22 protein-coding genes and 1 pseudogene are annotated in these 23,441 nt (G+C 60.8%); 13 read left to right on the top strand and 10 right to left on the bottom strand.

Annotated features, from left to right (window positions below):
• Positions 1–2 precede the first annotated feature (2 nt).
• Positions 3–944 carry a LysR family transcriptional regulator gene (locus BT125_RS02515; protein WP_060742766.1) on the top strand — a complete coding sequence of 314 codons (942 nt, stop codon included), beginning with the start codon at positions 3–5 and terminating at the stop codon, positions 942–944.
• Between the two features lie 184 nt (positions 945–1,128).
• On the opposite strand, the gene BT125_RS02505 is transcribed toward BT125_RS02515, so the two are convergent.
• Positions 1,129–1,797, bottom strand: coding sequence for an FMN-dependent NADH-azoreductase (locus BT125_RS02505; protein ID WP_072405029.1), 669 nt, complete (start codon positions 1,795–1,797; stop codon positions 1,129–1,131).
• A 330-nt stretch (positions 1,798–2,127) separates the two neighbouring features.
• Between BT125_RS02505 and BT125_RS02500 the strand changes: the two genes are divergently transcribed.
• The 3 genes from BT125_RS02500 (at position 2,128) to BT125_RS02490 (ending at position 4,607) form a co-directional block, all read left to right on the top strand.
• Positions 2,128–3,558 (top strand): purine-cytosine permease family protein, encoded by a 1,431-nt coding sequence (locus tag BT125_RS02500; protein WP_072405028.1) that lies wholly within the window; start codon positions 2,128–2,130, stop codon positions 3,556–3,558.
• A gap of 35 nt (positions 3,559–3,593) precedes the next feature.
• Positions 3,594–4,145 (top strand): VOC family protein, encoded by a 552-nt coding sequence (locus tag BT125_RS02495; protein ID WP_225613445.1) that lies wholly within the window; start codon positions 3,594–3,596, stop codon positions 4,143–4,145.
• A 207-nt stretch (positions 4,146–4,352) separates the two neighbouring features.
• Complete coding sequence (locus BT125_RS02490) at positions 4,353–4,607, top strand: creatininase family protein (protein ID WP_256573695.1); 255 nt, start codon at positions 4,353–4,355, stop codon at positions 4,605–4,607.
• A 127-nt stretch (positions 4,608–4,734) separates the two neighbouring features.
• On the opposite strand, the gene BT125_RS02485 is transcribed toward BT125_RS02490, so the two are convergent.
• A complete protein-coding gene (locus BT125_RS02485) occupies positions 4,735–5,604 on the bottom strand; it encodes an SDR family oxidoreductase (protein WP_072405027.1) in 870 nt (289 codons plus the stop codon).
• 142 nt (positions 5,605–5,746) lie between these two features.
• Between BT125_RS02485 and BT125_RS02480 the strand changes: the two genes are divergently transcribed.
• Complete coding sequence (locus BT125_RS02480) at positions 5,747–6,622, top strand: LysR family transcriptional regulator (protein WP_072405026.1); 876 nt, start codon at positions 5,747–5,749, stop codon at positions 6,620–6,622.
• Between the two features lie 6 nt (positions 6,623–6,628).
• On the opposite strand, the gene BT125_RS02475 is transcribed toward BT125_RS02480, so the two are convergent.
• Positions 6,629–7,087, bottom strand: coding sequence for a winged helix-turn-helix transcriptional regulator (locus BT125_RS02475; protein ID WP_072405025.1), 459 nt, complete (start codon positions 7,085–7,087; stop codon positions 6,629–6,631).
• A gap of 275 nt (positions 7,088–7,362) precedes the next feature.
• Here BT125_RS02475 and BT125_RS02470 point away from each other — a divergent pair, with 275 nt between their 5' ends.
• Together BT125_RS02470 and BT125_RS02465 are read left to right on the top strand one after the other, a co-directional pair.
• Positions 7,363–8,580: an MFS transporter gene (locus tag BT125_RS02470; RefSeq protein WP_072405373.1), complete on the top strand. Its 1,218-nt coding sequence runs from the start codon at positions 7,363–7,365 to the stop codon at positions 8,578–8,580.
• Complete coding sequence (locus BT125_RS02465) at positions 8,577–9,482, top strand: EamA family transporter (RefSeq protein WP_072405024.1); 906 nt, start codon at positions 8,577–8,579, stop codon at positions 9,480–9,482. The genes BT125_RS02470 and BT125_RS02465 overlap by 4 nt, the downstream gene beginning before the upstream one ends.
• Before the next feature lie 27 nt (positions 9,483–9,509).
• Here BT125_RS02465 and BT125_RS02460 read toward each other — a convergent pair whose 3' ends face one another.
• On the bottom strand, positions 9,510–10,400 hold the full coding sequence (locus BT125_RS02460; RefSeq protein WP_003200706.1) for a LysR family transcriptional regulator: 891 nt from the start codon (positions 10,398–10,400) through the stop codon (positions 9,510–9,512).
• Positions 10,401–10,567: 167 nt separating this feature from the next.
• Here BT125_RS02460 and BT125_RS02455 point away from each other — a divergent pair, with 167 nt between their 5' ends.
• From BT125_RS02455 to BT125_RS02435, 5 genes are all read left to right on the top strand, one after another.
• Positions 10,568–11,650: a 4-oxalomesaconate tautomerase gene (locus tag BT125_RS02455; protein WP_072405023.1), complete on the top strand. Its 1,083-nt coding sequence runs from the start codon at positions 10,568–10,570 to the stop codon at positions 11,648–11,650.
• A gap of 41 nt (positions 11,651–11,691) precedes the next feature.
• Positions 11,692–13,017 (top strand): dicarboxylate/amino acid:cation symporter, encoded by a 1,326-nt coding sequence (locus BT125_RS02450; protein ID WP_072405022.1) that lies wholly within the window; start codon positions 11,692–11,694, stop codon positions 13,015–13,017.
• 142 nt (positions 13,018–13,159) lie between these two features.
• Positions 13,160–14,464: a CitMHS family transporter gene (locus BT125_RS02445; RefSeq protein ID WP_060742757.1), complete on the top strand. Its 1,305-nt coding sequence runs from the start codon at positions 13,160–13,162 to the stop codon at positions 14,462–14,464.
• 95 nt (positions 14,465–14,559) lie between these two features.
• Positions 14,560–15,813: an OprD family porin gene (locus BT125_RS02440; RefSeq protein ID WP_072405021.1), complete on the top strand. Its 1,254-nt coding sequence runs from the start codon at positions 14,560–14,562 to the stop codon at positions 15,811–15,813.
• Between the two features lie 264 nt (positions 15,814–16,077).
• Positions 16,078–17,334: an MFS transporter gene (locus BT125_RS02435; RefSeq protein ID WP_139271663.1), complete on the top strand. Its 1,257-nt coding sequence runs from the start codon at positions 16,078–16,080 to the stop codon at positions 17,332–17,334.
• Positions 17,335–17,367: 33 nt separating this feature from the next.
• On the opposite strand, the gene BT125_RS02430 is transcribed toward BT125_RS02435, so the two are convergent.
• From BT125_RS02430 to BT125_RS02420, 3 genes are read right to left on the bottom strand one after another with little or no spacing between them, the layout of a single operon-like run.
• Positions 17,368–18,738: a sensor histidine kinase gene (locus BT125_RS02430; protein WP_256573694.1), complete on the bottom strand. Its 1,371-nt coding sequence runs from the start codon at positions 18,736–18,738 to the stop codon at positions 17,368–17,370.
• Complete coding sequence (locus BT125_RS02425) at positions 18,731–19,417, bottom strand: response regulator transcription factor (RefSeq protein WP_072405018.1); 687 nt, start codon at positions 19,415–19,417, stop codon at positions 18,731–18,733. The genes BT125_RS02430 and BT125_RS02425 overlap by 8 nt, the downstream gene beginning before the upstream one ends.
• Positions 19,417–20,214, bottom strand: a complete 798-nt coding sequence (locus tag BT125_RS02420; protein ID WP_072405017.1) for a MipA/OmpV family protein — start codon at positions 20,212–20,214, stop codon at positions 19,417–19,419. The genes BT125_RS02425 and BT125_RS02420 overlap by 1 nt, the downstream gene beginning before the upstream one ends.
• Positions 20,215–20,311: 97 nt before the next feature.
• Between BT125_RS02420 and BT125_RS29905 the strand changes: the two are divergent.
• Positions 20,312–20,404, top strand: a pseudogene (locus BT125_RS29905) (hypothetical protein); the annotation flags it as partial.
• Between the two features lie 27 nt (positions 20,405–20,431).
• Here BT125_RS29905 and BT125_RS02415 read toward each other — a convergent pair.
• Genes BT125_RS02415 through BT125_RS02405 form a run of 3 tightly spaced genes read right to left on the bottom strand, consistent with a single transcriptional unit; the run spans position 20,432 to position 23,426 of the window.
• On the bottom strand, positions 20,432–21,187 hold the full coding sequence (locus tag BT125_RS02415; protein WP_072405016.1) for an ABC transporter ATP-binding protein: 756 nt from the start codon (positions 21,185–21,187) through the stop codon (positions 20,432–20,434).
• On the bottom strand, positions 21,181–22,242 hold the full coding sequence (locus BT125_RS02410; protein ID WP_063321700.1) for a FecCD family ABC transporter permease: 1,062 nt from the start codon (positions 22,240–22,242) through the stop codon (positions 21,181–21,183). Before BT125_RS02410 ends, BT125_RS02415 begins: the two co-directional genes overlap by 7 nt.
• Positions 22,239–23,426, bottom strand: a complete 1,188-nt coding sequence (locus tag BT125_RS02405) for an ABC transporter substrate-binding protein (RefSeq protein WP_072405015.1) — start codon at positions 23,424–23,426, stop codon at positions 22,239–22,241. Before BT125_RS02405 ends, BT125_RS02410 begins: the two co-directional genes overlap by 4 nt.
• Positions 23,427–23,441 lie beyond the last annotated feature (15 nt).

Raw genomic sequence — 23,441 nt, 5'->3', positions numbered from 1 at the left:
TCATGCGCAAGATACCCCCTCTGAATTCGGTGCGAGCATTCGAAGCGGTTGCACGCCACCAGAGTTTTTCCGTGGCAGCGAACGAGCTCTCCGTGACAGTCGCCGCGGTCAGTCATCAAGTCCGGCAATTGGAGGACGGGTTGGGACAAAAGCTCCTTGAGCGGGGGCGGACGGTGACCCTCACACCTGCGGGCAAAGCCATCTATCCGCTGTTGCGGGACGGCTTCGATCAGATTGCTCAGGCCTTTGCCCTGTTAAATGGGGCGAAGGAGGGCGATGCGATCCAGGTGTCCACCACGCGTGCATTTGCGGAGCGATGGCTCATGCCGCGCCTGGTGAAGTTCAACGAGATCTATCCGAATATCGTGGTGTCGATCCACGCCTCGGAGAAACTGGTGGATCTGCGTTCCGAGACGATTGATCTGGCGATTCGATATGGTCCAGTCGAGGCCGATGTGCGAGGTCCGGTGCTGTTCGAGGATCGGTACATTGCGGTCGCGGATAAAAGCATCTGTCCAGTCGAACGCATGGCAACGATCGATGACTTTCATAATCGACCGCTGCTGGCGTTCAAATGGAAAAATCAGGCTCTCGAAGCTCCCGCGTGGTCAGCCTGGCTGGCCCGGGCCGAGCACGGTGCCTCCCGGGACTTGCGCACCTCCTGGTACAGCGAGGAAACGCTTGCGCTGCATGCGATGGAGCGGGGATTAGGCCCCTTGCTGTGCAGCAACGTATTGATTGACGATGAGCTTCGCTCTGGTCGGATTAGACGGGTGGTGGGGCCGACCTTGGCCGGTTTTACCTACCACCTGATTGAAGATAACCATTGCAATCCTCGCCATAGCCTTTCGTTGTTCAGGGAATGGCTGCTGGGCGAGGCAAAGTCGTTCAGGGAGCACACGCTTGATGAGGTGGCAGGGCATCAAATGGCGCTGACGTCCTGAGAGCTGAGGCAGATAAGCTCGACTCTATCGTCAGGGCTGCACCGAGCAGTTGATCGTCGTGACCCCGGGTTGTCGAAAACAGGGTCGAGGTGGCAAACCCGGTACTTTTCTTTGCGGATGGGATTGCCACGCCCGGCATGTTCAGCAGACTTCCCCATCATTGGTTTGGCGGCGATACGCGGCATCAAGCCGGAGAGAGCTGGCTTTGCCGTGCCTCGATCATTTGCCTGACCAGGACCGGAACGGCATCGAACGCGTTCGCGATGGAGGCTTCATGGCGAGCGTCGCCAAATTCCTGGTAGTCGATAGAGATGACATGGGTTTCATTCACGCCCAGGTAATGCGCACAGGTCTGAATGTGCGTGTCCAGATGGTTCATGGCTTCACGAACGCCACCTGGGCCAAATCCAAATTCGCCACGGGAGGATAAAATGACCAGCTTCTTGCCGCTCATGATGGGTTCCAGTGGGTAGTCGCCGCGCTCGAGATCGAAGGTAAAAGTCTTGCCGATCCGAATCACCTTGTCGAACCAGGACTTAAGGGCCGCCGGCATCCCATAGTTGTACATCGGCGTGCCGATCACAATGATGTCGGCCCGGTCGATCTCGTCGATCAGTTCATCCGAGAGGCGGATTTCCTCGCGTTTTTCTGGCGTCATGTGTTCTTCGGGGGTAAAAACTGCGGCGATCCAAGCTTCGGTCACGAATGGAGGAGGGTTGCGCCCAACGTCACGGGCGATGATTTGTGCCTTGCCATCACGTTCGACCCAGGCTTGGACAAAAGCCTGGGACAGTTTACGGCTTAGGGAGCGGTCGGATCGCGCACTGGCATCAATATGAAGAAGGGTGGTCATTTCATCATTCCTGTTAACCCTGAAGTGGAGTTACTTCAGCGACTGCAACAAATTGGCACGTCCCTCGTCGCTTCGGCTATTGATGTTTATTTGAAGAGCGTTAAATAAAACTCAATAAGCGATTTTTATTTGTCGGGTTGGGTTGAAATGCTTTCTGTTTTTGACACGGCGTGGGTATTTCATGCCTGGATGAATGATGCGCTTGAGAAAAGCTTTATCCGGCAATTTTTCTAAAGGGTAGTTTAGTTATGGTCAATTACATAAAAATACAGACCTCGCTTTAATGACTCGGGGCGATTCATGTGTCGCCGGTCAGCGAGGAAAATAATAATGTCAATGCGTCGCGAATCTACAAGAAACTTAACGAACGAGGCCAACTACGATGCGCTGGGCATTGAGCCGGTGCCCGATAGCCATCGTACTTCTACGCCGTTGGACCAGTTCTGGATCTGGGCTGGAGCGAATGTCGCGCCGATCAACTGGGTCCTGGGGGCAATCGGTATCCAGTTGGGTTTGAGCCTGATTGAAACCCTGCTGGTGATTATCGTCGGAAACCTGTTGGGCGCCGCCTTGTTCGGTGCTATCTGCATCATGGGCCACCGCACGGGCGTGCCGCAAATGGTGCTTTCCCGGCTGGCCTTCGGCCGACGCGGCGCCTACCTGCCAACCATAATGCAAATACTGATGCCGATGGGCTGGGTCGCCACCAACACTTGGATAGTCCTGGACCTGGCGATGGCGGCCTTGGAAAAGGTCGGTATTAGCGCAGGCATGGAGCTCAAGTACGGTATCGCCTTGGGCGTCATGGTCATCCAGGTGGGTATCGCAGCCTGGGGCTTCAATGCTATCAAGTGCTTCGAGCGCTACACCATGCCGGTGATTCTACTGATCATGGTCGTGATGACCGGGCTCGCTTTCACTCATGTGGACATCCAATGGCAGGCCTCGACCACCGAGGGCATTGGCAAACTGTCGGCCATGAGCAGCCTGATGACGGCGATCGGGATCGGCTGGGGCATCTCCTGGCTGGTATATGCCTCGGATTACACCCGCTTCACCCAGCGCAAACTCTCCGATGGCCAGGTGTTCCGCTCGACATTCCTCGGCATGTTCCTGCCCACGGTATGGCTGGCCTTTCTTGGCGCTGCCATTGCTTCTGCGGGCGCAGGCTCGGACCCGGCGCAGCTCATCATCGCGGTGTTCGGAACCATGGCGTTGCCGGTGCTTCTGGTGCTGCTGCATGGTCCGGTGGCCACTAACATCGTGGTCATTTATTCGGCGGCACTGGCAACGTTGTCGCTGGATCTGCGAGTGCCACGCTGGGTTGTTTCAACCGTCTCGGGCGTGGTCGCGCTGTTCATCCTCTATCTGTTCCTGCAATCAGGTGAGTTCGTGCATACCTTTGAGAACCTGATGGTTTTCTTCGTGGTGTGGATCAGTCCCTGGGCGGGTATCACACTGGTTGATTTCTTTCTGATTCGCCGTGGTCAGCTCGATCTTCAATCGCTTTATTGTCATCACTTGGAAAGTGCCTGCACGGACGTGAATTGGAAAGGCCTGTTTGCACTTGCAGCGGGTGTGCTGGCGGCTTGGTTATTCCAAGTAGGCACTATTAAATCACTACAAGGTCCGTTGGCAATGGCATTGGGCGGTATTGATCTGTCTTGGTTGGCAGGGTTTGCTGTCGGCGGCAGTATTTATTATGTGTTGCACCGATCCCGGCAGGCGGAAGTTACTCAATCGTCGGCCATGGCTAAGTAAGACGATGCTGTTATTCATTAAGCGAGGTTATGCAAATGTCTCATCTTGAACAAACCAATGTATTGGCGGCGTTGAACGGCGGTGCCGAGATCGATGCGTTTCTGGGCAATGTCGTGGAAATCGCGATCGTGACGCGTGACCACAGACGCACCATGGATGGCTTGCTCAAGCTAGGGATCGGCCCGTGGCGGGTCTACACCTTCAGCCCGGAAAACACCCAGAACCAGACTTACCACGGTGAGCCGGCCGACTTTGTACTGAAAGTCTGTTTCGCACAGTCCGGAAACATGGTCTGGGAATTGATGGAGCCTGTTTCCGGACCAACAATCTTCGCCGATTTCCTGGACAAGCATGGCGAAGGCATTCAACACGTCGCCTATGACTGCAACAACATTCCGTTCGAAGATCGCCTCGCTGAACTGGAGCGACGTGGTTTCAAATGCGTTCAGTCAGGTTCTTGGATGGGCGTGAATCATTTCGCGTTCTTTGGTACCGAGGCCGATACCACCACCGTATTTGAAACCTATGCATTTCCTTCCGATTGGGATTATCCGGAACCAGAGTCGTGGTACCCGCCGCGCGCATAAGCCCACGCGGCATCACCTCGGCGCTGATGGCTGTCATGCGCCGAGGTGCTCGCCACCTTGAAATGACATCAGGAGGACAACCTCATGAACGGGAAGTCATGCGCCTGGAACACTGGGAGTTCGTCAACCCACGGACGCTCGACAAGATTTTTGTGAACGGCTTTCCGGGAATCGCTCTGGAAACATGCAGCGGTCATTGAAACTTCGATGATGTTGCATTACTACCCGGAGATGGTTGCCCTGGACAAGATTCCAGAGCACGGGCCGGCCGAGTTCCCGGTCTATGATATGTACCCCACGCGGATCGAGTGGGTGCCTGCCAGCGGGGTTCTGTCCTCTGCGCTGGGGTCCAGCGCCAACAAGGGAAAGCTGTTGGTGGCCGATGTCATCAGCGGCATTGTCCAAGCGGTCCAGTCAGAGTTCGGGCTCGATATCCAGCGGCCCGTTGGCCTAGTATGTTGAGCATTGCTCCATTTTCTCCTCCTGCAGGCTGCAGCCGCCCTAGGCGGCTGGCCGATGCATTTTCTTCAGTTCGATTTCCCTTGGGACGATGAAGGGGAGATCGGATGGTGGGCGGTGTGGTGGTTACTCAAACCCCGGCGACAGCCTCGCGAACGAAGTCTTCATAGGTGCGCAGCGGGCGTCCCAGAATCGCCTGTAGCCGGTCCACGGTGCCTTCAGCGGCCTGCATGCCAAACGTCTGGATACCGGACATCATCAGGCGCATGTCATAAGCCAGCCAGGCAGGGCCGTACGCCGCCAATTGTGCTTCGAAGGCGACCACATCGTCACCGCCGTAGGCGACCTCGCGACCCAGGGCGGCGCTCCAGATTTTCGCCACGGCGGTACCGGTCAATGCGTGCGGGCCGACCAACTCCAGGGTGACCCGATCCAGGGCCGAAGATGCATTGTCGCGTCGCAGCAACTCGGCAGCGGCGATATCGGCGATGTCCCGAGTATCGATCATCGACACGCCCGCCGAGCCGATCGGCATCGGGTACACCGAGTAATCCTGAATCGTCTGCTGGACCATGGCTTCGTTTTGCATGAAGTAAGCCGGGCGCAGGATGGTTGCCGGGATGTCGAGGCTTTCGATCATGCGCTCCACCGCATGCTTGCCGGTGAAGTGCGGCACGTAGGTGAACTTGTCGGCGTGGATCACTGACAGGTAGACGATGCGCTCGATGCCGGCCTCGCGGGCGAGGTTCAAGGTAATGAGGGCTTGCGTCACCTCGTCGGGCGACACAGCGTTGAGCAGGAACAGCGTGCGCACCGATGCCAGTGCGTTGCGCAGCGAAGGGACGTCGGTGAGGTCGGCAACAACTTCAGTGACGCCCACCGGGAAAGTGCCCTTGCCCGGCTGGCGCACCAGGGCTTTGACCTCGGCGCCTGCGCTGGCGAGGCGTTGAATGATGAGTGAACCGAGGGTGCCCGTGGCACCGGTGACGAGAATGCTCATTTTGAATCTCCTGCAAAGGGTGGGTAAGTGAGAAAGTCCGCTACGACCTGGTCGGCCCGTTGCGATGGAGAAACGATAGGGTGTTGCAGGAATAAATCGAAGGCTTCAGGATGTAGACACTCCGTTGCAAAAGTGGAACACCATGAACCTGAACGCACTGATCGATTTCACCCTCGTGGCCACGAACGAGGGGTTGGGCAAGGCAAGCCGTGCCAGCGGAATATCCAAGGCGACCTTGTCGCGTCGCATCGCCGACCTTGAGGAGCAGTTGGGTGTCAGGCTGATCGAGCGCAGCGCCCGCGGCCTGAAGCTCACCGAAGCCGGTGCGCTGCTGATGGCCAGGGCCGAAGGGCCGCTGGCCGAGGTGGCCGAAGCCATGGCGGCGGCGAAGGAGGGCGTATCGACGCCGCGCGGGCGCTTGCGTGTCGCTGCTCCGGTCCTGTTCTCGCAGCTGGCGATGGGACGCATCGGCGCAGAGTTTTGCGCGGCTTACCCTGACGTCACGATCGAGGTCATTGCGGAGGATCGTGTGGTGGATCTCGTCGAGGAACAATTTGATGTCGCCATCCGGATCAACCCCAGCCCGGACAGCGATTTAGTCGGTCGCTGTTTCGCCAAGGACCGGCTGGTGGTGGTGGCCGCGCCTGAGCTGCCAATGCCTGCACCAGGGGCCATCCGCTCGGTTCCCGGCATCGTTGCGTCCGGTTTCGAGCCCACCCAGTGGACACTCGATGGCGGCCACCTGGTGTTGGAACCGATCCCCAGGCTGCGGTTCTCTTCGTTCCTGATGATCCGCGATGCGGCCATCGCCGGTGGTGGAGCGGCCCTTATCCCACAGTCGATGGCATGGAACCAGCTGGCCAGTGGCGAGTTGGTCCAGTGGGGCACGGCAACAGGGAAAGAAGCCGAACTGTGGGTCCTGCACACGTCCCGCCGACTTGCTGCGCCGAAGGTGCGGGCGTTTGTCGATTTCATGTGTGCCAGGTACCCGGACCTGTCCCTGGTTTTGCAGGGATAAGAACGCTCACGTCAGGTCGTCGGTCATGAGTCTTACCCTGTGGCAATCGGTCGGCCCGAGTTTCTGACCGCTAGCCGAGCGCACCTCCATCGGCATGAGAGCTTGCCCGGACGCGTTGTCCAATAGCACCGAACGCGTTTCCCCCGGCTCGAACAGGAAACGTTCGCCCCACTGCCGCAGGCTGACCACCACCGGAAAGATCTCCCGGCCTTTCTCTGTCAGGACGTACTCCTTGTAGGCGCTCCCATCCGAGGCGGGTCGAATGTCAAATACGCCGGCCTCGACCAAGGCTTTGAGTCGCGAAGCTAGAATGTTCTTGGCCACGCCCAGGCTCTTTTGAAATTCACTGAATCGACGGATGTCGTCGAACGCGTCGCGGATGATCATCAGCGACCAGCGATCACCCATCACATCCAGTGTCCTGGCAACCGGGCATTCGTTGTTTTGCGATGAAGCGGTTTCCATTTTATTGACCCTCTGGAAAGCATTGCCAAGTTGGCCGGAATCTTGTGGTTGCAAATTGAAACCTGATCGAGCAACAATTCAGCCAGGTTTTAAATTGAAACCAGTTTAGCGCCAAGGAGACGTGCATGACAGCAGAGGCCGACTGTTTCACCCAACAGCCTTCGGAAAGTCAGGGTGACGAGGGAGCTTGCTCTCGCCGGCGTGTAGGCGCTGACGAGCGAAGCGAGGCTGCGATCTTTCCCTCGACGCCTGAGTCTCAAGCGAAAGATCAACAGATCGCAGCCTTCGGCAGCTCCTACACGGGGTCATCGGGGCTTTCGCCGTCGCTCACGTTATTGTTTTCCGTAACCTGCGCACTGGCCGTCGCTAATGTCTACTTTGCCCAGCCCTTGCTCGCCTCGATGGCCGAGAGCCTGGGTGTCGCTTCAGGATTGATCGGGGGAGTGGTGACGGCCACCCAGGTGGGGTACGCGTTGGGGTTGCTGTTCATCGTCCCGCTGGGGGACCGGGTCGACCGTAAACGGCTGGTTTTCGCCCAATTGGCGTTGTCTGCCATCGCGCTGGCGGCCGTCGGCGCAGCCCAGCATTGGTTGGCTTTGCTGGGCGCCATGGTCGTGATGGGGTTGCTGGCGGTGGTCGTCCAGGTGCAGGTGGCCTATGCCGCCGTGCTGTCCTCGCCCTCCCAACGAGGACAGACCGTGGGTACCGTCACCAGTGGCGTGGTCCTGGGGATTCTCCTGGCGCGCTTTACCTCTGGGGCGATCGCCGATCTGGCGGGCTGGCGCGGGGTTTATTTCGTTTCCTCGGGCTTGATGCTGACCATCGCGGCAGTGTTCTGGGCCGTGGTGCCCGCCGCTGCGTCGCCCCGTGACCGGCAGCCCTACCTGGCGCTTATCCGCTCGCTGTTCCTGCTGTTCGTGACCGAGCCGATGCTACGGACCCGAGGCCTGCTGGCCTTGCTGATCTTTGCCGCTTTTTCGGTGCTGTGGACTGCGATGGTGCTGCCGTTGAGCGCCGCGCCGCTGTCACTTTCACACACGGCTATCGGCCTGTTTGGCCTGGCGGGTGTCGCCGGTGCCCTGGCGGCCAGAAGCGCCGGTCGTTGGGCCGATCAGGGCTGGGGGCAACGGGTTACCGGCTGGTCGCTGGGGCTCCTGACGTTCTCCTGGTTGCCCATCGCGTTTACCGAGAGCTCCCTGATCGCGCTGGTCTGCGGCGTGGTGCTACTCGACTTCGCGGTACAAGCCGTGCACGTCACCAACCAGAGCCTGATTTTCGCCGCGCGGCCCGACGCCCAAAGTCGCATGGTCGGTGCGTATATGTGTTTCTACTCGGTGGGTAGCGCGCTGGGAGCGGCCGCTGCGACCCAGGTCTATGCGCTATGGGGCTGGATGGCGGTCAGCCTGTTGGGCGCCTCGATCAGCCTCGCCGCGTTGGCGCTGTGGATTGCCTCGATGCATTTTTCAACGACCCTGCCTGGAAGATCAGCATGAAAGCCGGACACCTGCTACTCGCGATTTCGATAACGGCCATATGGGGCGTGAATTTCTCAGTGATCAAGCTGGGCCTCATCGCCGTTGACCCGCTGATTCTGGCGGGTATTCGCTTCACGCTCTGCGCACTGCCGGCGATCTTTTTCATTCCGAAACCCGATGTGCAGTGGCGCTATATCATCGGCTACGGCCTGGTCTTCGGCATCGGACTCTGGGGTGTCGTCAACATGGGCATCAAGGCCGGGCTTTCAGCCGGCATCGCATCGCTGGTGCTGCAGTTCAGCGCGTTCTTCACCCTTGTGCTGGGCTCGTGGATCTTCAAGGAAGCGCTTTCCCGCTACCAACTGGCGGGGATCGGTATCGCTTGCTGTGGTTTGTTGAGCATTCTCTCGATTGCTGACGGCACCGTGACCACGGCGGGGCTGTGCCTGGCGCTGCTGGGGGCGGTGGCTTGGAGTGTGGCCAACGTCATCAGCAAAAAAGCCAAGACTACGCAGGTCTTCGCGTTCCTGGTGTGGTCCAGCGCGTTTTCGCCCATTCCGCTGTTCGCGCTTGATTACGCGGTGAATGGTTCGACGGGCTACAGCGCGCTGGTGAATCAACTCGACTACCGCGCCGTCCTGTCGATCCTGTTCCAGGTCTACCCCAATACACTGTTCGGCTACTGGGTGTGGAACTCGCTTCTCAAGCGCTACCCGGTGTCGACCGTCGCGCCCTTGTCGCTCCTGGTGCCGGTGTTCGGCCTGCTGGGTTCGGTGCTGATTTTTGATGAGCGTCTGTCCCTCAACACGCTTATTGCCGTCGTGCTCATCGTGTCGGGGCTTGGCGTCGGCTTGTACGGACAGCGTGTTCTCATTGCGCTGCTCAAGCGTTCGGAACGAGCGGGCAACCTCTCAAGGTGATTATCGATCCAGGGATTCGGCCTCGCTTCATTGCGGCCACTGCTCAAGCAGGATCGAAACGAATTTCTCCGCGGCCGGGGAGAGCGATGCGCCCCGGCGGTAGACCAGGCCCAGGGAGCGGTTTACCACCGGCTCGATCAGCGGCACGCTGACCAGGGTTGGATGATCCCCGGCCGGCATGGCCAGGCTGGGCATCGCCGACACGCCCAGGCCGGCCTCGACCAATCCCAGCGACGTAGACAAGTGCTGCACTTCGTAGAACCACTGCGGGCGCCAGCTCAGGCCCGACAACGCGTGATCCAACAGCATGCGGTTGCCGCTCAGGCGCCCGACCCCGATCAGCCGATAGTCGCTGAGTTCCGACCAGGTGACCGCACTGCGTTCAGCCAATTCATGGTCGCGTCGGCAGGCCAGCACAAAGGGTTCGTTGACCAGGGGCACGAACTCGATGTCCGGGTGCTGGCCGCTCATCATGTTGATACCGAAGTCGGCTTCGCCGCGTAGTACCGCTTCGAGCCCTTCGTTGGCGCTGAGGTCGAGCAGGCGGATGCGGATTTTCGGGTAGCGCTCGTTGTAGAGGCGAATCACCGAAGGCAGGAAATAGAACGCCGCCGTGGGGATGCACGCCAAGGTCACTCGGCCGATCTGTCGCTCCGCCAGCTCGCGGATGTTGAGAATCGAGTCGTCGAAATCATCCAGCAGGCGCCGCGCCTTGGGCAGGAAATCACGGCCGACACTCGTCAGGCTGACCTTGCGGGTCGTGCGATCAAGCAAAGCGGTTCCCAGGCCTTCTTCGAGTTTTTTCATTCTTCGACTCAGGGCCGGTTGTGACAGATGCAGCGCATCGGCGGCTTCGTGGAAACTGCCCAGTTCGGCGATTTTCACGAAAGATCTAATGTCCTGGAGCTCATATTCCATGTTCTACCTCACCGGAGAGGGGATGCGCTGTGCAAATCATCGTAAAATAATTCATTTGCGAAACGCAATAATCTCTCTGATCTTTGCATTGGAAACACTTTTCAAACTTTGCCACTCTTGTGTCCAGAGCATCAATTATCCAGATTGATCACCAAGAGTTAGTGAACATGCAGCGAATTCCTTGTGTGCTAATGCGCGGCGGTACGTCCAAAGGCCCAGTGTTCCTCGCCTGGGATCTGCCGGTCGCCATCGCCGAACGTGACGAGCTGCTGCTCAACCTGATGGGCTCCGGCCACGAGCTGGAAATCGACGGCATCGGTGGTGGCAGCCCACAAACCAGCAAAGTGGCGATCGTCAGCCCATCGCTGCACCCAGACGCGGATGTCGATTATTTGTTCGTCCAGGTCATGGTTTCCCAGCGTCGTGTCGATACCGCCCCCAACTGCGGCAACATGCTCTGCGCCGTCGGCCCCTTTGCCATCGAGCAGGGGCTGGTCAAGCCTTCCGGCGACCTGACCCGGGTACGCATTCGCAACCTCAACACCGGGACTTTCGTGAATGCCGAAGTGCAAACCCCGCAGGGCAAGGTCAGCTATGAAGGCGACACCGCCATCGACGGTGTGCCTGGCACAGCCGCTCCGGTACAACTGACGTTTCTCGACGCGGCAGGCAGCAAGACGGGGAAACTTTTCCCGACCGGGCAGCCCCTGGACCTGATCGACGGCATCCCGGTGACCTGCATCGACATGGCGATGCCGATGATGATCGTCGAGGCCAGCCAGCTCGGCAAACGCGGCGATGAAAGCCCCGCCGAACTGGACGCCGATAAAGCCTTCCTGCAGCGGCTGGAGTCCTTGCGGCTGAAAGCCGGCCTGGCGATGGGCCTGGGTGATGTCAGCGACAAGGTCATTCCCAAGCCGGTGCTGGTGTCTCCGGCCAAGTGCGGCGGGACGGTCCAGGTGCGTTATTTCATGCCGCACAACTGTCACCGCGCCCTGGCGATCACCGGCTCCATCGGCCTGGCCACGGCGTGCGTAACCGAAGGCAGCGTCGTTGCACAGTTGCTCGGCAACGTCAGTGAGCCGCGCTTGCAACAGGTTCGGATCGAACACCCAAGCGGCGGTATTGATGTCGTACTGTCCTACACCGGTGAAAAGGGTGAGACCATTCGGGCTTCGGTAGTACGTACCGCGCGCCGGCTTTTCTCAGGTTACGTCTACGCCACGGCGTCCCAACGGCTGGCCGGATAGCCCAGGCCGCCAGGGTCTTTTGCATCAGAACAATTCTAAAAATGGGTGATGCCATGAAAGTTGTTAAATCGCTCTACTTCCAGATCATCTGCGCCGTGCTGCTGGGCGTGGTCGTCGGGCACTTCTGGTCGCAACAGGCAATTGCCTTGAAGCCGCTGGGTGATGCCTTCATCAAGCTGATCAAGATGATGATCGCGCCGGTGGTATTCTGCACCATTGTCACTGGCATCGCCGGTATGAGCGATAAGCGCTCCCTGGGGCGTTTGTTGAGCAAGACCATGCTGTTGTTCCTGGCACTGACGGTGATCAGCCTGATCATTGGCCTGGTGTCGGTCTACCTGTTCAAGCCCGGCGCGGGCATGAACATCGACCCGACGCAGTTGAGTACCCAGGGGCTGTCGCAGTACACCGAATCCGCCGCGAAACTGAGCGTGGTGGACTTCTTCATGCACATCATTCCCGACACCTTCATCGGCGCCTTCAATAAAGGCGAGGTGTTGCCGGTGCTGTTTATCGCGGTGCTCTGCGGTTTTGCCCTATCGTCCCTGGGCGAGCGCGGCAAGCCTGTGCTGGAGGTCCTGGAATCAGCTTCGCACATGGTGTTCAAGATTTTCTCCTACCTGATGCGTTTCGCTCCGATTGGCGCTTTTGGGGCCTTGGCCTTCACGGTGGGGCAGTACGGCATCACGTCGCTGGGCTCGCTGGCCAAGCTGATCATGACCTTGTATATCGCCTGCGCCTTCTTCGTCTTCGTGGTGTTGGGCAGCCTTTGCCGGGCCCACGGTTTCAGCCTGTGGAAGCTGTTGCGTTACCTGCGTGAAGAGTTCCTGGTGGTGCTCGGCACGTCCTCGACCGAACCGGTAATGCCGCGGATGTTGGAAAAACTCCAGGCCCTGGGGTGCAAGAAAGGGGTCGTGGGGCTGGTACTGCCGACGGGCTACTCGTTCAACCTCGACGGTACGGCGATCTATCTGTCGCTGGCGGCGATCTTCATTGCCCAGGCCTGCAACATCGACCTGACGCTGACCCAGGTCATCACCATGTTGGCGATCATGCTGCTGTCGTCAAAGGGTGCCGCGGGTGTGACCGGCAGTGGGTTTGTCGCCCTGGCCTCGACCTTGACGGTCATCCACGACATTCCCCTGGCGGGCCTGGCCCTATTGATCGGGATCGACCGGTTCATGTCCGAAGCGCGGGCGTTGACCAGCTTGGCGAGCAACGCCGTTGCGACCGTGGTGATCTCCCTCTCGGAGAATGCCTGTGACCGCGAAGTGCTGTTGCAGACCCTGGATGGCAAACCCACCCTGACACAGACCCCGGCAACGGACTCGGGCTGGGACGGCACGAAGGCCGCCAGACACATCTAGCCGCTCACGGCTGACTCGACAGCACCACGCAAGCTCACTCGATACCTCTGCGCCAGGCACACTTCAGCGTGTTGCCTGGCGGGTGGGGGAGCGTGCGTCCGGGTGTCTGCCAAGCTACTCATAACAACAAGAGATCTGACATATGCTCGCTTTACTTGGCTTGGCCATGGTGGTGGTCTTCACCTTCCTGATAATGACCAAACGGTTGTCCCCGATCGTCGCCTTGACGGTAGTGCCCATCGTCTTTGCCGTGCTCGGCGGTTTTGGCGGGACCACCGGCAAGATGATGCTGGACGGCCTGAAAATGGTCGCGCCCTCGGCGGCGCTGCTGTTGTTCGCGATCCTGTTTTTCGGCCTGATGATCGACGCCGGTCTGTTCGATCCACTGATCCGCAAGATCCTCAAGCGGGTCAATGGCGACCCGATGAAAATCGCCGTGGGCACTGCGCTGCTGTCGCTGTTGGTGGCGCTGGACGGCGACGGTACGACGACCTACATGATCACCTGTGCCGCGATGCTGCCGCTGTATAAGCGCATCGGCATGAACCCGATGATCCTGGCGACCATTTCCATGCTCTCCTTGAGCATCATGAGCGGCATGACCCCTTGGGGCGGCCCGGCGACCCGTGCGATCGCAGCGCTGGGCCTGGATGCCGGTGAGTATTTCGTGCCGTTGCTGCCGACCATGATCGGCGGTGCGATGTGGGTGGTGTTCACGGCCTTCCTGCTGGGCCGTGCCGAGCGCAAGCGTATTGGCAACGTCCAGCTGCAAAGCGGTGGCGGTGACTGCTACATCAACGCGATCATCGAGGACACGCCACACAAGCGTCCGAAACTGGCCTACGTCAACCTGCTGCTGGTGGTCGCGGTGATGGTCGCGCTGGTGATGGGGCTCATGCACTCGGCGATTCTGTTCCTGATCGGTTTCGTCCTGGCGCTGATGATCAACTATCCGCAACTGGATATTCAGAAGGAGCGCATTCTCGCCCATTCGGGCAACGCCATGACCGTGGTCCTGTTGGTGTTTGCCGCGGGCATCTTCGCCGGGATCTTCTCCGGAACGAAAATGGTCGATGCGCTGGCGCAAACCCTGGTCGATTGGATTCCGCCTTCTTGGGGGCATCTGTTCCCGCTGGTGGTGGCGATTACCAGCATGCCGCTGACCTTCGTATTGTCCAACGATGCCTACTACTTCGGTGTCGTGCCGATCCTGGCCAACGCCGCGGCTGCCTACGGGATTGATCCGGTGGAAATTGCCCGGGCCTCCATTCTCGGCCAGCCGGTGCACCTGATGAGCCCGCTGGTGGCCTCGACCCTGTTGCTGGTGGGCATGGTCGACCGCGACTTGGGCGACTTCCAGAAAGCCACCGTCAAATGGGCGGTGCTCACGTCCCTGGTGATTACCGCGCTGGCCCTGCTGACCGGGGCACTGACGCTGTTTTCCTGATTCCCCGACAACCTTGTTTTCCTGCCTGACACGTCCCCCCGCAAGGGGGGAGTGCGCACGCGTGCATGCCCAATAACAACAACGAGTAGCCAGACATGAACATTTTGCTGACCCGCGGGGCTTTGCTTCCAATCCTTGGCCTGTTGCCCCTGGCCACGGCCAGCGCCGAAGGTTTCATCGATGACAGCAAGCTGAAGCTGCAATTGCGCAACGTGTACTTCAACGAAAACTTCCGCGACGAGCACGGTATGAGCGCCCGGGCGGCAAGGACCGCCAAGAGTGAGCGCACCGAATGGGCCCAGGGCTTCCTGCTGGATTACCAGTCAGGCTTTACGCCGGGTACCGTCGGCTTCGGGGTCGATGCCCTGGGCCTGCTCGGGGTCAAGCTCGACTCCGGGCGTGGCCGCAGTGGCACCGGCCTGCTGCCGGTGCATGACGACGGTCGCGCCGCCGACGAGTTCGCCAGTGCGGGCATGACCGCCAAGGCCCGGGTGGCCAAGACCACGCTCAAATATGGCACCTTGTTGCCCAAGACCCCGGTGCTGGTCTACAACGATGCGCGGCTGTTGCCCCAGACTTACCAAGGCACCCAGATCAGCAGCAATGACATTGACAACCTCACCGTGACCGGCGGGCACCTGGAGCGTTTCAAGCTGCGGGATTCGAGCGACAGCATGCCGATCGTGCCGGACGGCTACGGCGGCGATAAGTCCGGTGACTTCAGCTATGCCGGTGCCGACTACAAGCTGGGCAAGCACATCCGCCTGAGTTACTTCTATGGCGAGCTGGAGAATTTCTATCGACAGAACTTTGTTGGCATCCAGCATGATCTGCCCCTGGGCGCCGGGGTATTGACCAGCGACCTGCGCTACTTCAACAGCGTCGATTCGGGGTCGGCCTACGGCGGCAAGATCGACAACGACATGCTCAGCGGGTCGCTGTCCTACGCCGTTGCCGGTCACACACTGAGCGCCGGTTACCAGACCCTCAGCGGTGAGGCGGGCCTGCCTTACATCAGCGGCGCCACGGTGTACTCCTTCAGCAACGTCGGGATCGGCAAGTTCATCGAGGAAGACGAGAAGACCTGGATGCTCGGTTACGGCTACGACTTCGCTCGCCTCGGTGTGCCCGGCCTGACGTTCTCCACCCGCTATCTGAGCGGTAACGACGGTAAGTCCGACACCACGGTCAAAGAGTGGGAGCGCGACGCAGAGATCGCCTATGTGGTGCAGCAGGGGACGTTCAAGGGGGTGGGGGTGAAGCTGCGAAACTACGTCTATCGCTCGGACTTTTCCCGTGGCCGTGACAGCAACCGGATCTACTTTACCTACGACATCGCCCTTTGGTAGGTCATGCAGTTCTCCTAAGAAAAAAGATGGACCTGTGGCGAGGGAGCTTGCTCCCGCTCGGCTGCGAAGCAGTCGTGAACCGGCGGGTGCGGTGTGTCTGTGTTACGCGTTCGGCAGGTTTTGGGGTCGCTTCGCGACCCAGCGGGAGCAAGCTCCCTCGCCACGGTTTTCTCAGTGGCCCCGCGTTCATCACGGTGGCCCGGTTCGATTCTTTGCGACATCATTGCGTCAATTTTCTTTGGGGCAATGCCCGTCGAGGCCGCTGTGGATCGAAACCGAGACCGACGCAACAACCTTTCCCTGGATGGCCTGAATTTTTTCCTCGCGGATGTGCGCGATGGTTTGGGTCCTTACCTGGCGATCTACCTGCTGGCGGTGCATCGCTGGGACCCGGCCAGCATTGGCGTGGTGATGACAGTGGCCGCCATGGCCGGGCTCGTCGCCCAGGCGCCCGCCGGCGCGCTGATCGACCGGGTGCGCAGCAAGCGTGCCGTGGTGGCCGTGGCGGCCTTGGTGGTGACGCTGGGTTGCCTGATACTTCCGTTCACGTCGTCCTTTGGCCTAGTGGCAGTGACCCAGGCCATCGGCGCCGTGGCAGCGTCAGTCTTTGCGCCGGCTATCGCGGCGATTTCCCTGGGCATTACCGGCGCCAAGGCCTTTACACGGCGCACAGGGCGCAACGAAACATTCAATCACGCGGGCAATGCCTGCGCCGCGCTACTGGCGGGCGGGTTCGCCTGGTTGTTCGGTCCCATCGCGGTGTTCTACCTGATGGCCGCCATGGCATTGGCCAGCATTGTGGCGGTCGGTTGCGTGTCCGCCGAGGCCATTGACCATGACGTGGCACGGGGCCTGGAGGCAGGGCAGCGGGTTCACGGCCCTGTCCCCTCGACGCTGCGGGTCCTGCTGGATAACCGTACGCTGCTGTTGTTCGCCATTTGTTGCGGGCTGTTCCACCTGGCGAACGCGGCGATGCTCCCGCTGGTCAGCCAGAAGCTCGCCCAGGCCAATGTGCACCTGGCCACGCCGCTGACGTCGGCTTGTATCGTTGCGGCGCAGCTGGTCATGGTGCCCATGGCGTGGCTGGTGGGCGTCAAGGCCGATGCCTGGGGTCGCAAGCCGTTGCTGCTGGCCGGCTTCCTGATCCTGCCCATCCGCGGTGTGTTGTACGTGCTCTCGGACGACCCCTACTGGTTGGTGGCGGTGCAACTGCTGGACGGTATCGGTGCCGGGTTGTTTGGCGCGCTGTTTCCCCTGGTGGTCAAGGACCTGACCCAGGGCACTGGGCGCTTCAACGTCAGTCTCGGGGTGTTGTCGACGGTGTTCGGGCTCGGCGCTGCCTTGAGCAACGGCCTGGCCGGCTTCGTGGTGCAAGGGGCTGGCTACAGCGCGGCGTTCCTGACCCTGGCGGCGATTGCCGCGTTGGCATTGGGCCTGTTGTTGGCGATGCCGGAGACCTTAAGGCCAAGCCGCGTGACCCAGGTCGACCCCCTTGCGATGCCCGACGGCGGGGTCGCCTGAGGCCGGGTCCACCCCGGTTCGGACCCGCGCTGTTCAAGCCAGTGCGGGGTCGTTGGCGTGTTCCCGGCGAGACAGCTGAAGCAGCAAGCCTGGTTCCGCTCTCGTGGCTGAAAGCGTCCAGCCATGGGCCTGGGCGATTTCCTGGCAGATCGTCAGGCCCAGGCCGGCGCCATGGTCGCGGCGATGGGGGCCGCGCCAGAAGCGCACGAACAGCTGCGGCAGTTGCTCCCGATCAACCCCGGGGCCCCAATCGCGTACGCTCAGGTGATCCCTGCCGATGTCCACTCGCACCTCCGTGCCTCGAGGGGCGTGTTGCAGGGCGTTCTCCAGCAGGTTTTTCAGCAAGGTGAAGAGAGCGCTGCGATCAGCCTGCCAGGGGGCAGCGCCCGTGCAATCCTCGGCCAGTACCAGGCGCACCTCGACCGTTTCGGCCATGCGCTGCAAATAGTCGGTGGCCTCCCTCGCGACATCGGCCAGTTCGACCGCGGCAAACTTATAGTTCTGGGCCTCACTGGTTTCGGTCAACAGCAACAGTTGCTGGGCTTGGCGGGTCATGTGGGCCACGTCGTTGAGGAGCGCGTTGCGATCGGGACTGTCTGCCATCAATTCGATCTGCGCGCGTATCAGCGCCAGCGGTGTCTTCAGCTCGTGCGCCGCTGTGGCCAGAAATTCCTGCTGGATCCGGTAGCCATTTTCCAGGCGCTGGAGGACCCGATTGAAACTGTCCACCAGTGGCACGATTTCGGACGGAACGTTGCTGACCTGCAAGCGCGAATGCAGCGAGCGAGGCGAGATGGCCGCGGCCGACTCGGACACGTCGCGCAAGGGCTTGAGCGTATAACCCAGGATGACATAGGCGCAGGCGCCAAAGACGAAGAGCAGTACCAGGCTGAACAGGACGATGCCGGCCCCCATGAAGGGCAGCGCGAAGGCTCCGTGAAAGAGGTCCATCAACCGTTCGCTGACGGCAAGCTGCAGGAACCAGGTCTGGCCGTCGTGTTCGACTGGCGCGGTGGCACCGTACATCAAGATGCCCTGGCGCTCGAACTTGAACGGTTCATGCTCCAGAGGGCGCAGCGAGGCACTCGCCGGCCAGAAGGTCGCGTTGGTGGACGTCAGGGCCACGCTTGCCGAGGCATCCAGCACACGGTAGCCGATCTCCTGTCCCATGCTGTCAAAGGTCCAGATTCGATCCGCCTCGCTGGGGTCGAGTCCGACCGGGCGCCCGCCAGCATCGAACTGGAGTTTCTCCGCCAGTTCCTGGGTGCGTTCGGCCATGTTCATCACCGACAGGATGTCGCTCTGTGAGCTGACCAGGGCCAACGCCGCCGACACGATCAACAGAATGCTCAGCGCCACGCCGGCAATATAGGCCAGCAGCACCTTGAACCTGAGGCTACTCAACCACGTCGCCCTGGCGGAGCGCATAACCGAGACCTCGCAGGTTGACAATGCGTTGGCGGGAGCCGATGGCAAGCAGCTTGCGGCGGATACGGTGCAGGGCCACATCCAGGGCGTTCGGCGTAACCGCCTCGCTCAAGCCCCAGCCCGCCGCCTCTATGCTGGGGCGGCGGACGACTTCCCCAGGCTTGCGCAACAGCAGCAACATGATCTGCATTTCCGCCGGCGCCAGGGTAATGCTTTCATTCGCACAACACATGGTGCCGGTATCGGGTTGCAGGCTCAGGTCTCCGTGGCTGGGGGCCAGTGGGCGACAGTCCACTGGGCGCCGCAGCAAAGCCCGCACCCGGGCAACCATTTCATCCATGGCAAACGGCTTGGGCAGATAGTCATCGGCACCGGCATCGAGCCCCTGTACCCGATCATGCAGGGCATCCCGTGCCGTGAGCACCAGGCACGGCAAGCCAAGCCCGGCGCTGCGCAGGCGCTTCAACAAGACAAGCCCGTCGCCGTCCGGCAAGCCGCGATCGAGAATCAGCGCCCGGTAGGGCACCCGCTGGATCGCCGCCCATGCACCGTCCATGCGGTTGATCACATCGACGGCGATCCCGGCGTTCGTCAATCCCGTGCTGACCAGTTGGGCCAAGCGTTCGTGGTCCTCGACCAGCAGAATGCGGCTCATCAGAAGCGGTACAGGTAGCCGAACAGCGCGCTGTTTTCGGTAGAACGATCTACCAGCGGGCTGTCCTTGATCTCATTGGCGAAGCGGGTTGCCTTGATATCGAGGAACACAGAGTGGTGCTTATCGAACATGTAGTTTCCCCGGACGCCAAATTCGGTATTGAGGGCGGACTTGCCATCATAGGCCGCGCGATCGATGCGGGCTTCACTGTCGCGCACGCCAAAATAATAATCGACGTATTTCTTGTCCTGCCACATCGCCGTCACGTGGGGCGTGAGGGTGACATGGTCATCGAGCCGCCAGGTCCGCTCCAGGCCCAGGTTGAAACGCTGCCCCTTGCTGTTGCCCGATACATCCGCCAGCCACTCGGCGTGCATGTCTGCCCAGTCGGTGTGCCACTGCACTTTTACTCCGGCCCAGAAGCTGCTTTTACGGTCACTCATGCCATCGAAAACCCGCGAGTCATCGGCATCATAGCCACTGAAATCGTACTGGCCCACGAGGCTGAAATCGATGTGCTGGGCGTCGTTGATCTCGACCTGCGACAACTTGACCTCGGCGTTGGGGCCGAACACCTGCAAGTATTGGTTCTCGAAGTGGATCAGCGGTATCGCCTTGTTGTCGCGATCGATGCCGGTATAGGGCTGCTGGCTGCTGATGGCGCCGACCCCCAGCCCCCAGGACGAAGACGCTTGTGCGGTTTCAGGTTCCGCGGCCTGTGCGGCCAGCGCTGAAGGGGTCGCAGTGAGTAGGATCAGGCTCGGGATGGTGGAAACGGCTAAGCGCAGCAAATGCATGGGGTGCTCCAACGGGACAGGATGAAATGCGCGCCTATCGTTGAGCGTTTTCCCTTACCGGATACTTACGGTTATTTGTCGAAAGCTTGACCTCGAGGCCTGCGCAGCCGAAGAGCAGAGCGCGGTGTCCGAGGACATCAATCGTAACGTGAACGAGATCGTTGGCCTGGTTATCCAGGTAAGTCCTGGGCCTTTGGTGCAAGGCCCGGCTGTGCGTTCAAACGATATCGTCGATCAGGATGTGGCGCTCGCCGCGGCTGCACTGCTCGATCCGCGCTTCGACCTCGTAGACCTGGCGCAGCATCGACTCGGTAATCACCTCGGCGCTCGGGCCGCTGCCCTGGGCGGTGTTGTCGGCGATGACCAGCACTTGGTCGGCAAAGCGCAGCGCCTGGTTCAGGTCATGGATGGCGATGAACACAATGACCTGGCGTTTGCGCGCCAGGGCCCGCATGAAATTCAGCACCTGGACTTGCCGATGCATGTCCAGGGCGCTGGTCGGCTCATCCATCAACAGGATCTCCGGTTCGCGCACCAGGGTCTGGGCGATCGACACCAGTTGCTGCTGTCCGCCGCTAAGCTCTCCGAGATTACGGAACGACAACTCAGTGATGCCCAGCGCGGCGAGAATGTCGTCCACCAGCTTCAGTTCATCATCATGAACGACCCAGCCCGGCGTGAGCTGCTTGCGCGCCAGCAGCACCGACTCGTACACCGTCAACCGGGCGCTGGCGTTCAAGCCCTGGGGCATGTAGCTGATGCCCAGCGGCCCCTTTTTAGAGTCCTCCAAGACCACCTGTCCGGGGCCGTCGATCAACCCGGCCATGCGCTTGAACAAGGTGGATTTGCCCGCCGCGTTGGGGCCGACTACCGCCACCACCTGGCCGCCGACAAAAGCTGCCGTGGTCACGCCGTGAATGACCGTGCGCTGGCCATAGCGGGCGCCGAGATTCTCCAGCCGGATCGTTACCATGAGTTTTTTTTCCCGCCGAGAATCAAGGATATGAAGAAGGGCACGCCGATCAGCGACGTCACCACGCCGATGGGGAAAATGGCCCCAGGGATCAGGGTTTTGCTGATCACCGAACTGGCGGACAGAATCAGTGCACCGGTCAATAAGGACGCCGGCAGGAAGAACCGTTGGTCTTCACCGATCAGCATCCGCGCGATGTGCGGGCCGACCAGGCCGATGAAGCCGATCGTGCCGACAAACGCCACCGGGAACGAGGCGAGCAGGCTGACCATGATCAGCGTCTGAAAGCGCAGGCTGCGCACGTTGATGCCGAAACTCGCGGCCTTGTCGTCCCCCAGCCGCAGCGCGGTCAAGGCCCAGGCGCGCCGGGCGAAAATCGGCAAGGTGACCAGGATTACCAGGCAGATCACCCCGAGCTTGGGCCAGGTGGCTTTGGTCAGGCTGCCCATCGTCCAGAACACCACGGCGGCCACGGCTTGCTCGGTGGCGAAGAATTGCACCAGCGCCAGCAACGCGTTGAAGGTGAACACCAGGGCGATGCCGAGCAGCACGATGGTCTCGGCGGTGACACCGCGGCGCAGGCTCAGGAAGTGGATCAGCAATGCCGACAGCATGGCCATGATGAACGCGTTCACCGGCACCATGTACTGCGCCGCCAGCGGGAACAAGGCCACGCCAAACGCCAGCCCCATGGCCGCACCGAAACTGGCGGCGGCGGAAATGCCCAGGGTGAACGGGCTGGCCAGCGGGTTGTTGAGGATCGTCTGCATCTGCGCGCCGGCCAGCGACAACGCGGCGCCGACCGCAACGGCCATCAGCGCCACGGGCAGTCGGATGTCCCACATCACCACGCGGACCTGGGGCGATGCGCTGTCCGGTGAAAACAGCGCGCCGAGCACTTCGTCGAGGCTGTAGCGTGCCGGTCCGAGTGCCAGGTCGAGCAGGACGCTGCAGATCAGCAACAGCGTGAGCCCCCCGAGAATAAGCCGCTTGCGCAGCACCAGGCGCCGGTAGGTGTCACGCTGCATCACCAAGGTTTCGTTCAACGAAGTCATGGCTGGTCCTCAGTCTGGCGCAGGCTGACGGCGTAACCCGGCGCATAAGGGACCGGCAGGAACTGCTCGTGCAATTGGCGGAACGAGGCGCCCGGGTCCAGGTCGGCGAACAACGTCGGGTGAAACCACTTGGCCAATTGCTGGATGGCCACGAACTGATAGGGACTGTTGTAGAACTGATGCCAAATGGCGTGGAACGCCTGGTCGTCCTGGGCCTTGATGCCGGCGTAGGCCGGTCGCTGGGTGTACCACGCCAGTTTTTTCCTGGCTTGGGCCATGTCCGCCCCGGGGCCGACGCCGACCCAATGGCCACCGGGTGCAAAGGCTTCCCAGTTGGCGCTGGTGACCACCACCTGCGCCGGGTTGGCGACCACCACTTGCTCGGCATTCAACTGGCCGAACGTGGTGGGGATGATGCCTTTGGCGATGTTGTCGCCACCGGCCATTTCGACGAACAGGCCGAAATTCTCGTTGCCGAAGCTCAGGCAGCAATCATCGGTGTAACCGCCGATGCGCTCGATGAAGACCTTGGGCCGGGCAGGGTGGCGCGCTTCAATGACGTCGGTGACCCGTCGAATCTGTTGGTTGCGAAAATCGATGAAGGCTTCGGCGCGGGCTTGCTTGCCGAACAGTTGGCCGAACAGGCGCATGGTCGGCTCGGTGTTCTGCATCGGGTTGTTGCGAAAGTCGACGTAGACCACCGGGATGCCCAAGGCGTCGAGCTTCTCGATGTAGCGCGCATCCTCGGTGGCGTGCTGGGCTTCGATATTGAGGATGATTACATCCGGACGCTGGGAGATCGCCTGTTCGATGTCAAAGGTGCCGTCCTCGAACCCGCCGAAGGTCGGGATCTTGGCAATCTCGGGAAACTTGCGCAGGTAGGCACCGTAGGTGTCCGGGTCTGACTGGATCAGGTCCTTGCGCCAACCGACGATGCGTTCGATGGGATTTTGCGTGTCCAGCGCCGCCACCAGATACAACTGGCGACCTTCGCCGAGGATCACCCGCCTGACCGGGAGATGGACCTTGACCTGGCGCCCGAGCAGGTCGGTCACGCTGCCCAGGGCAGGGTCCGCCTCGGCGGCCAGGGCGTTGCGGGGCGTCAGCGAAAGAAACGACACACCGAGCAGCCCGGCGAACAGCAGGGCGGCGAGGGTGTGAGGGCGGCGAAAAACGGTAACCATGGTTCAGGCCTTTAC

It is taken from the genome of Pseudomonas sp. NFACC04-2, from assembly GCF_900119265.1.
In the GTDB taxonomy this organism is placed as follows: Bacteria; Pseudomonadota; Gammaproteobacteria; order Pseudomonadales; family Pseudomonadaceae; genus Aquipseudomonas; species Aquipseudomonas fluorescens_AA.
Note: the sequence above shows the minus strand (reverse complement) of the source record. Positions and strands in the feature narration are given on the sequence as shown.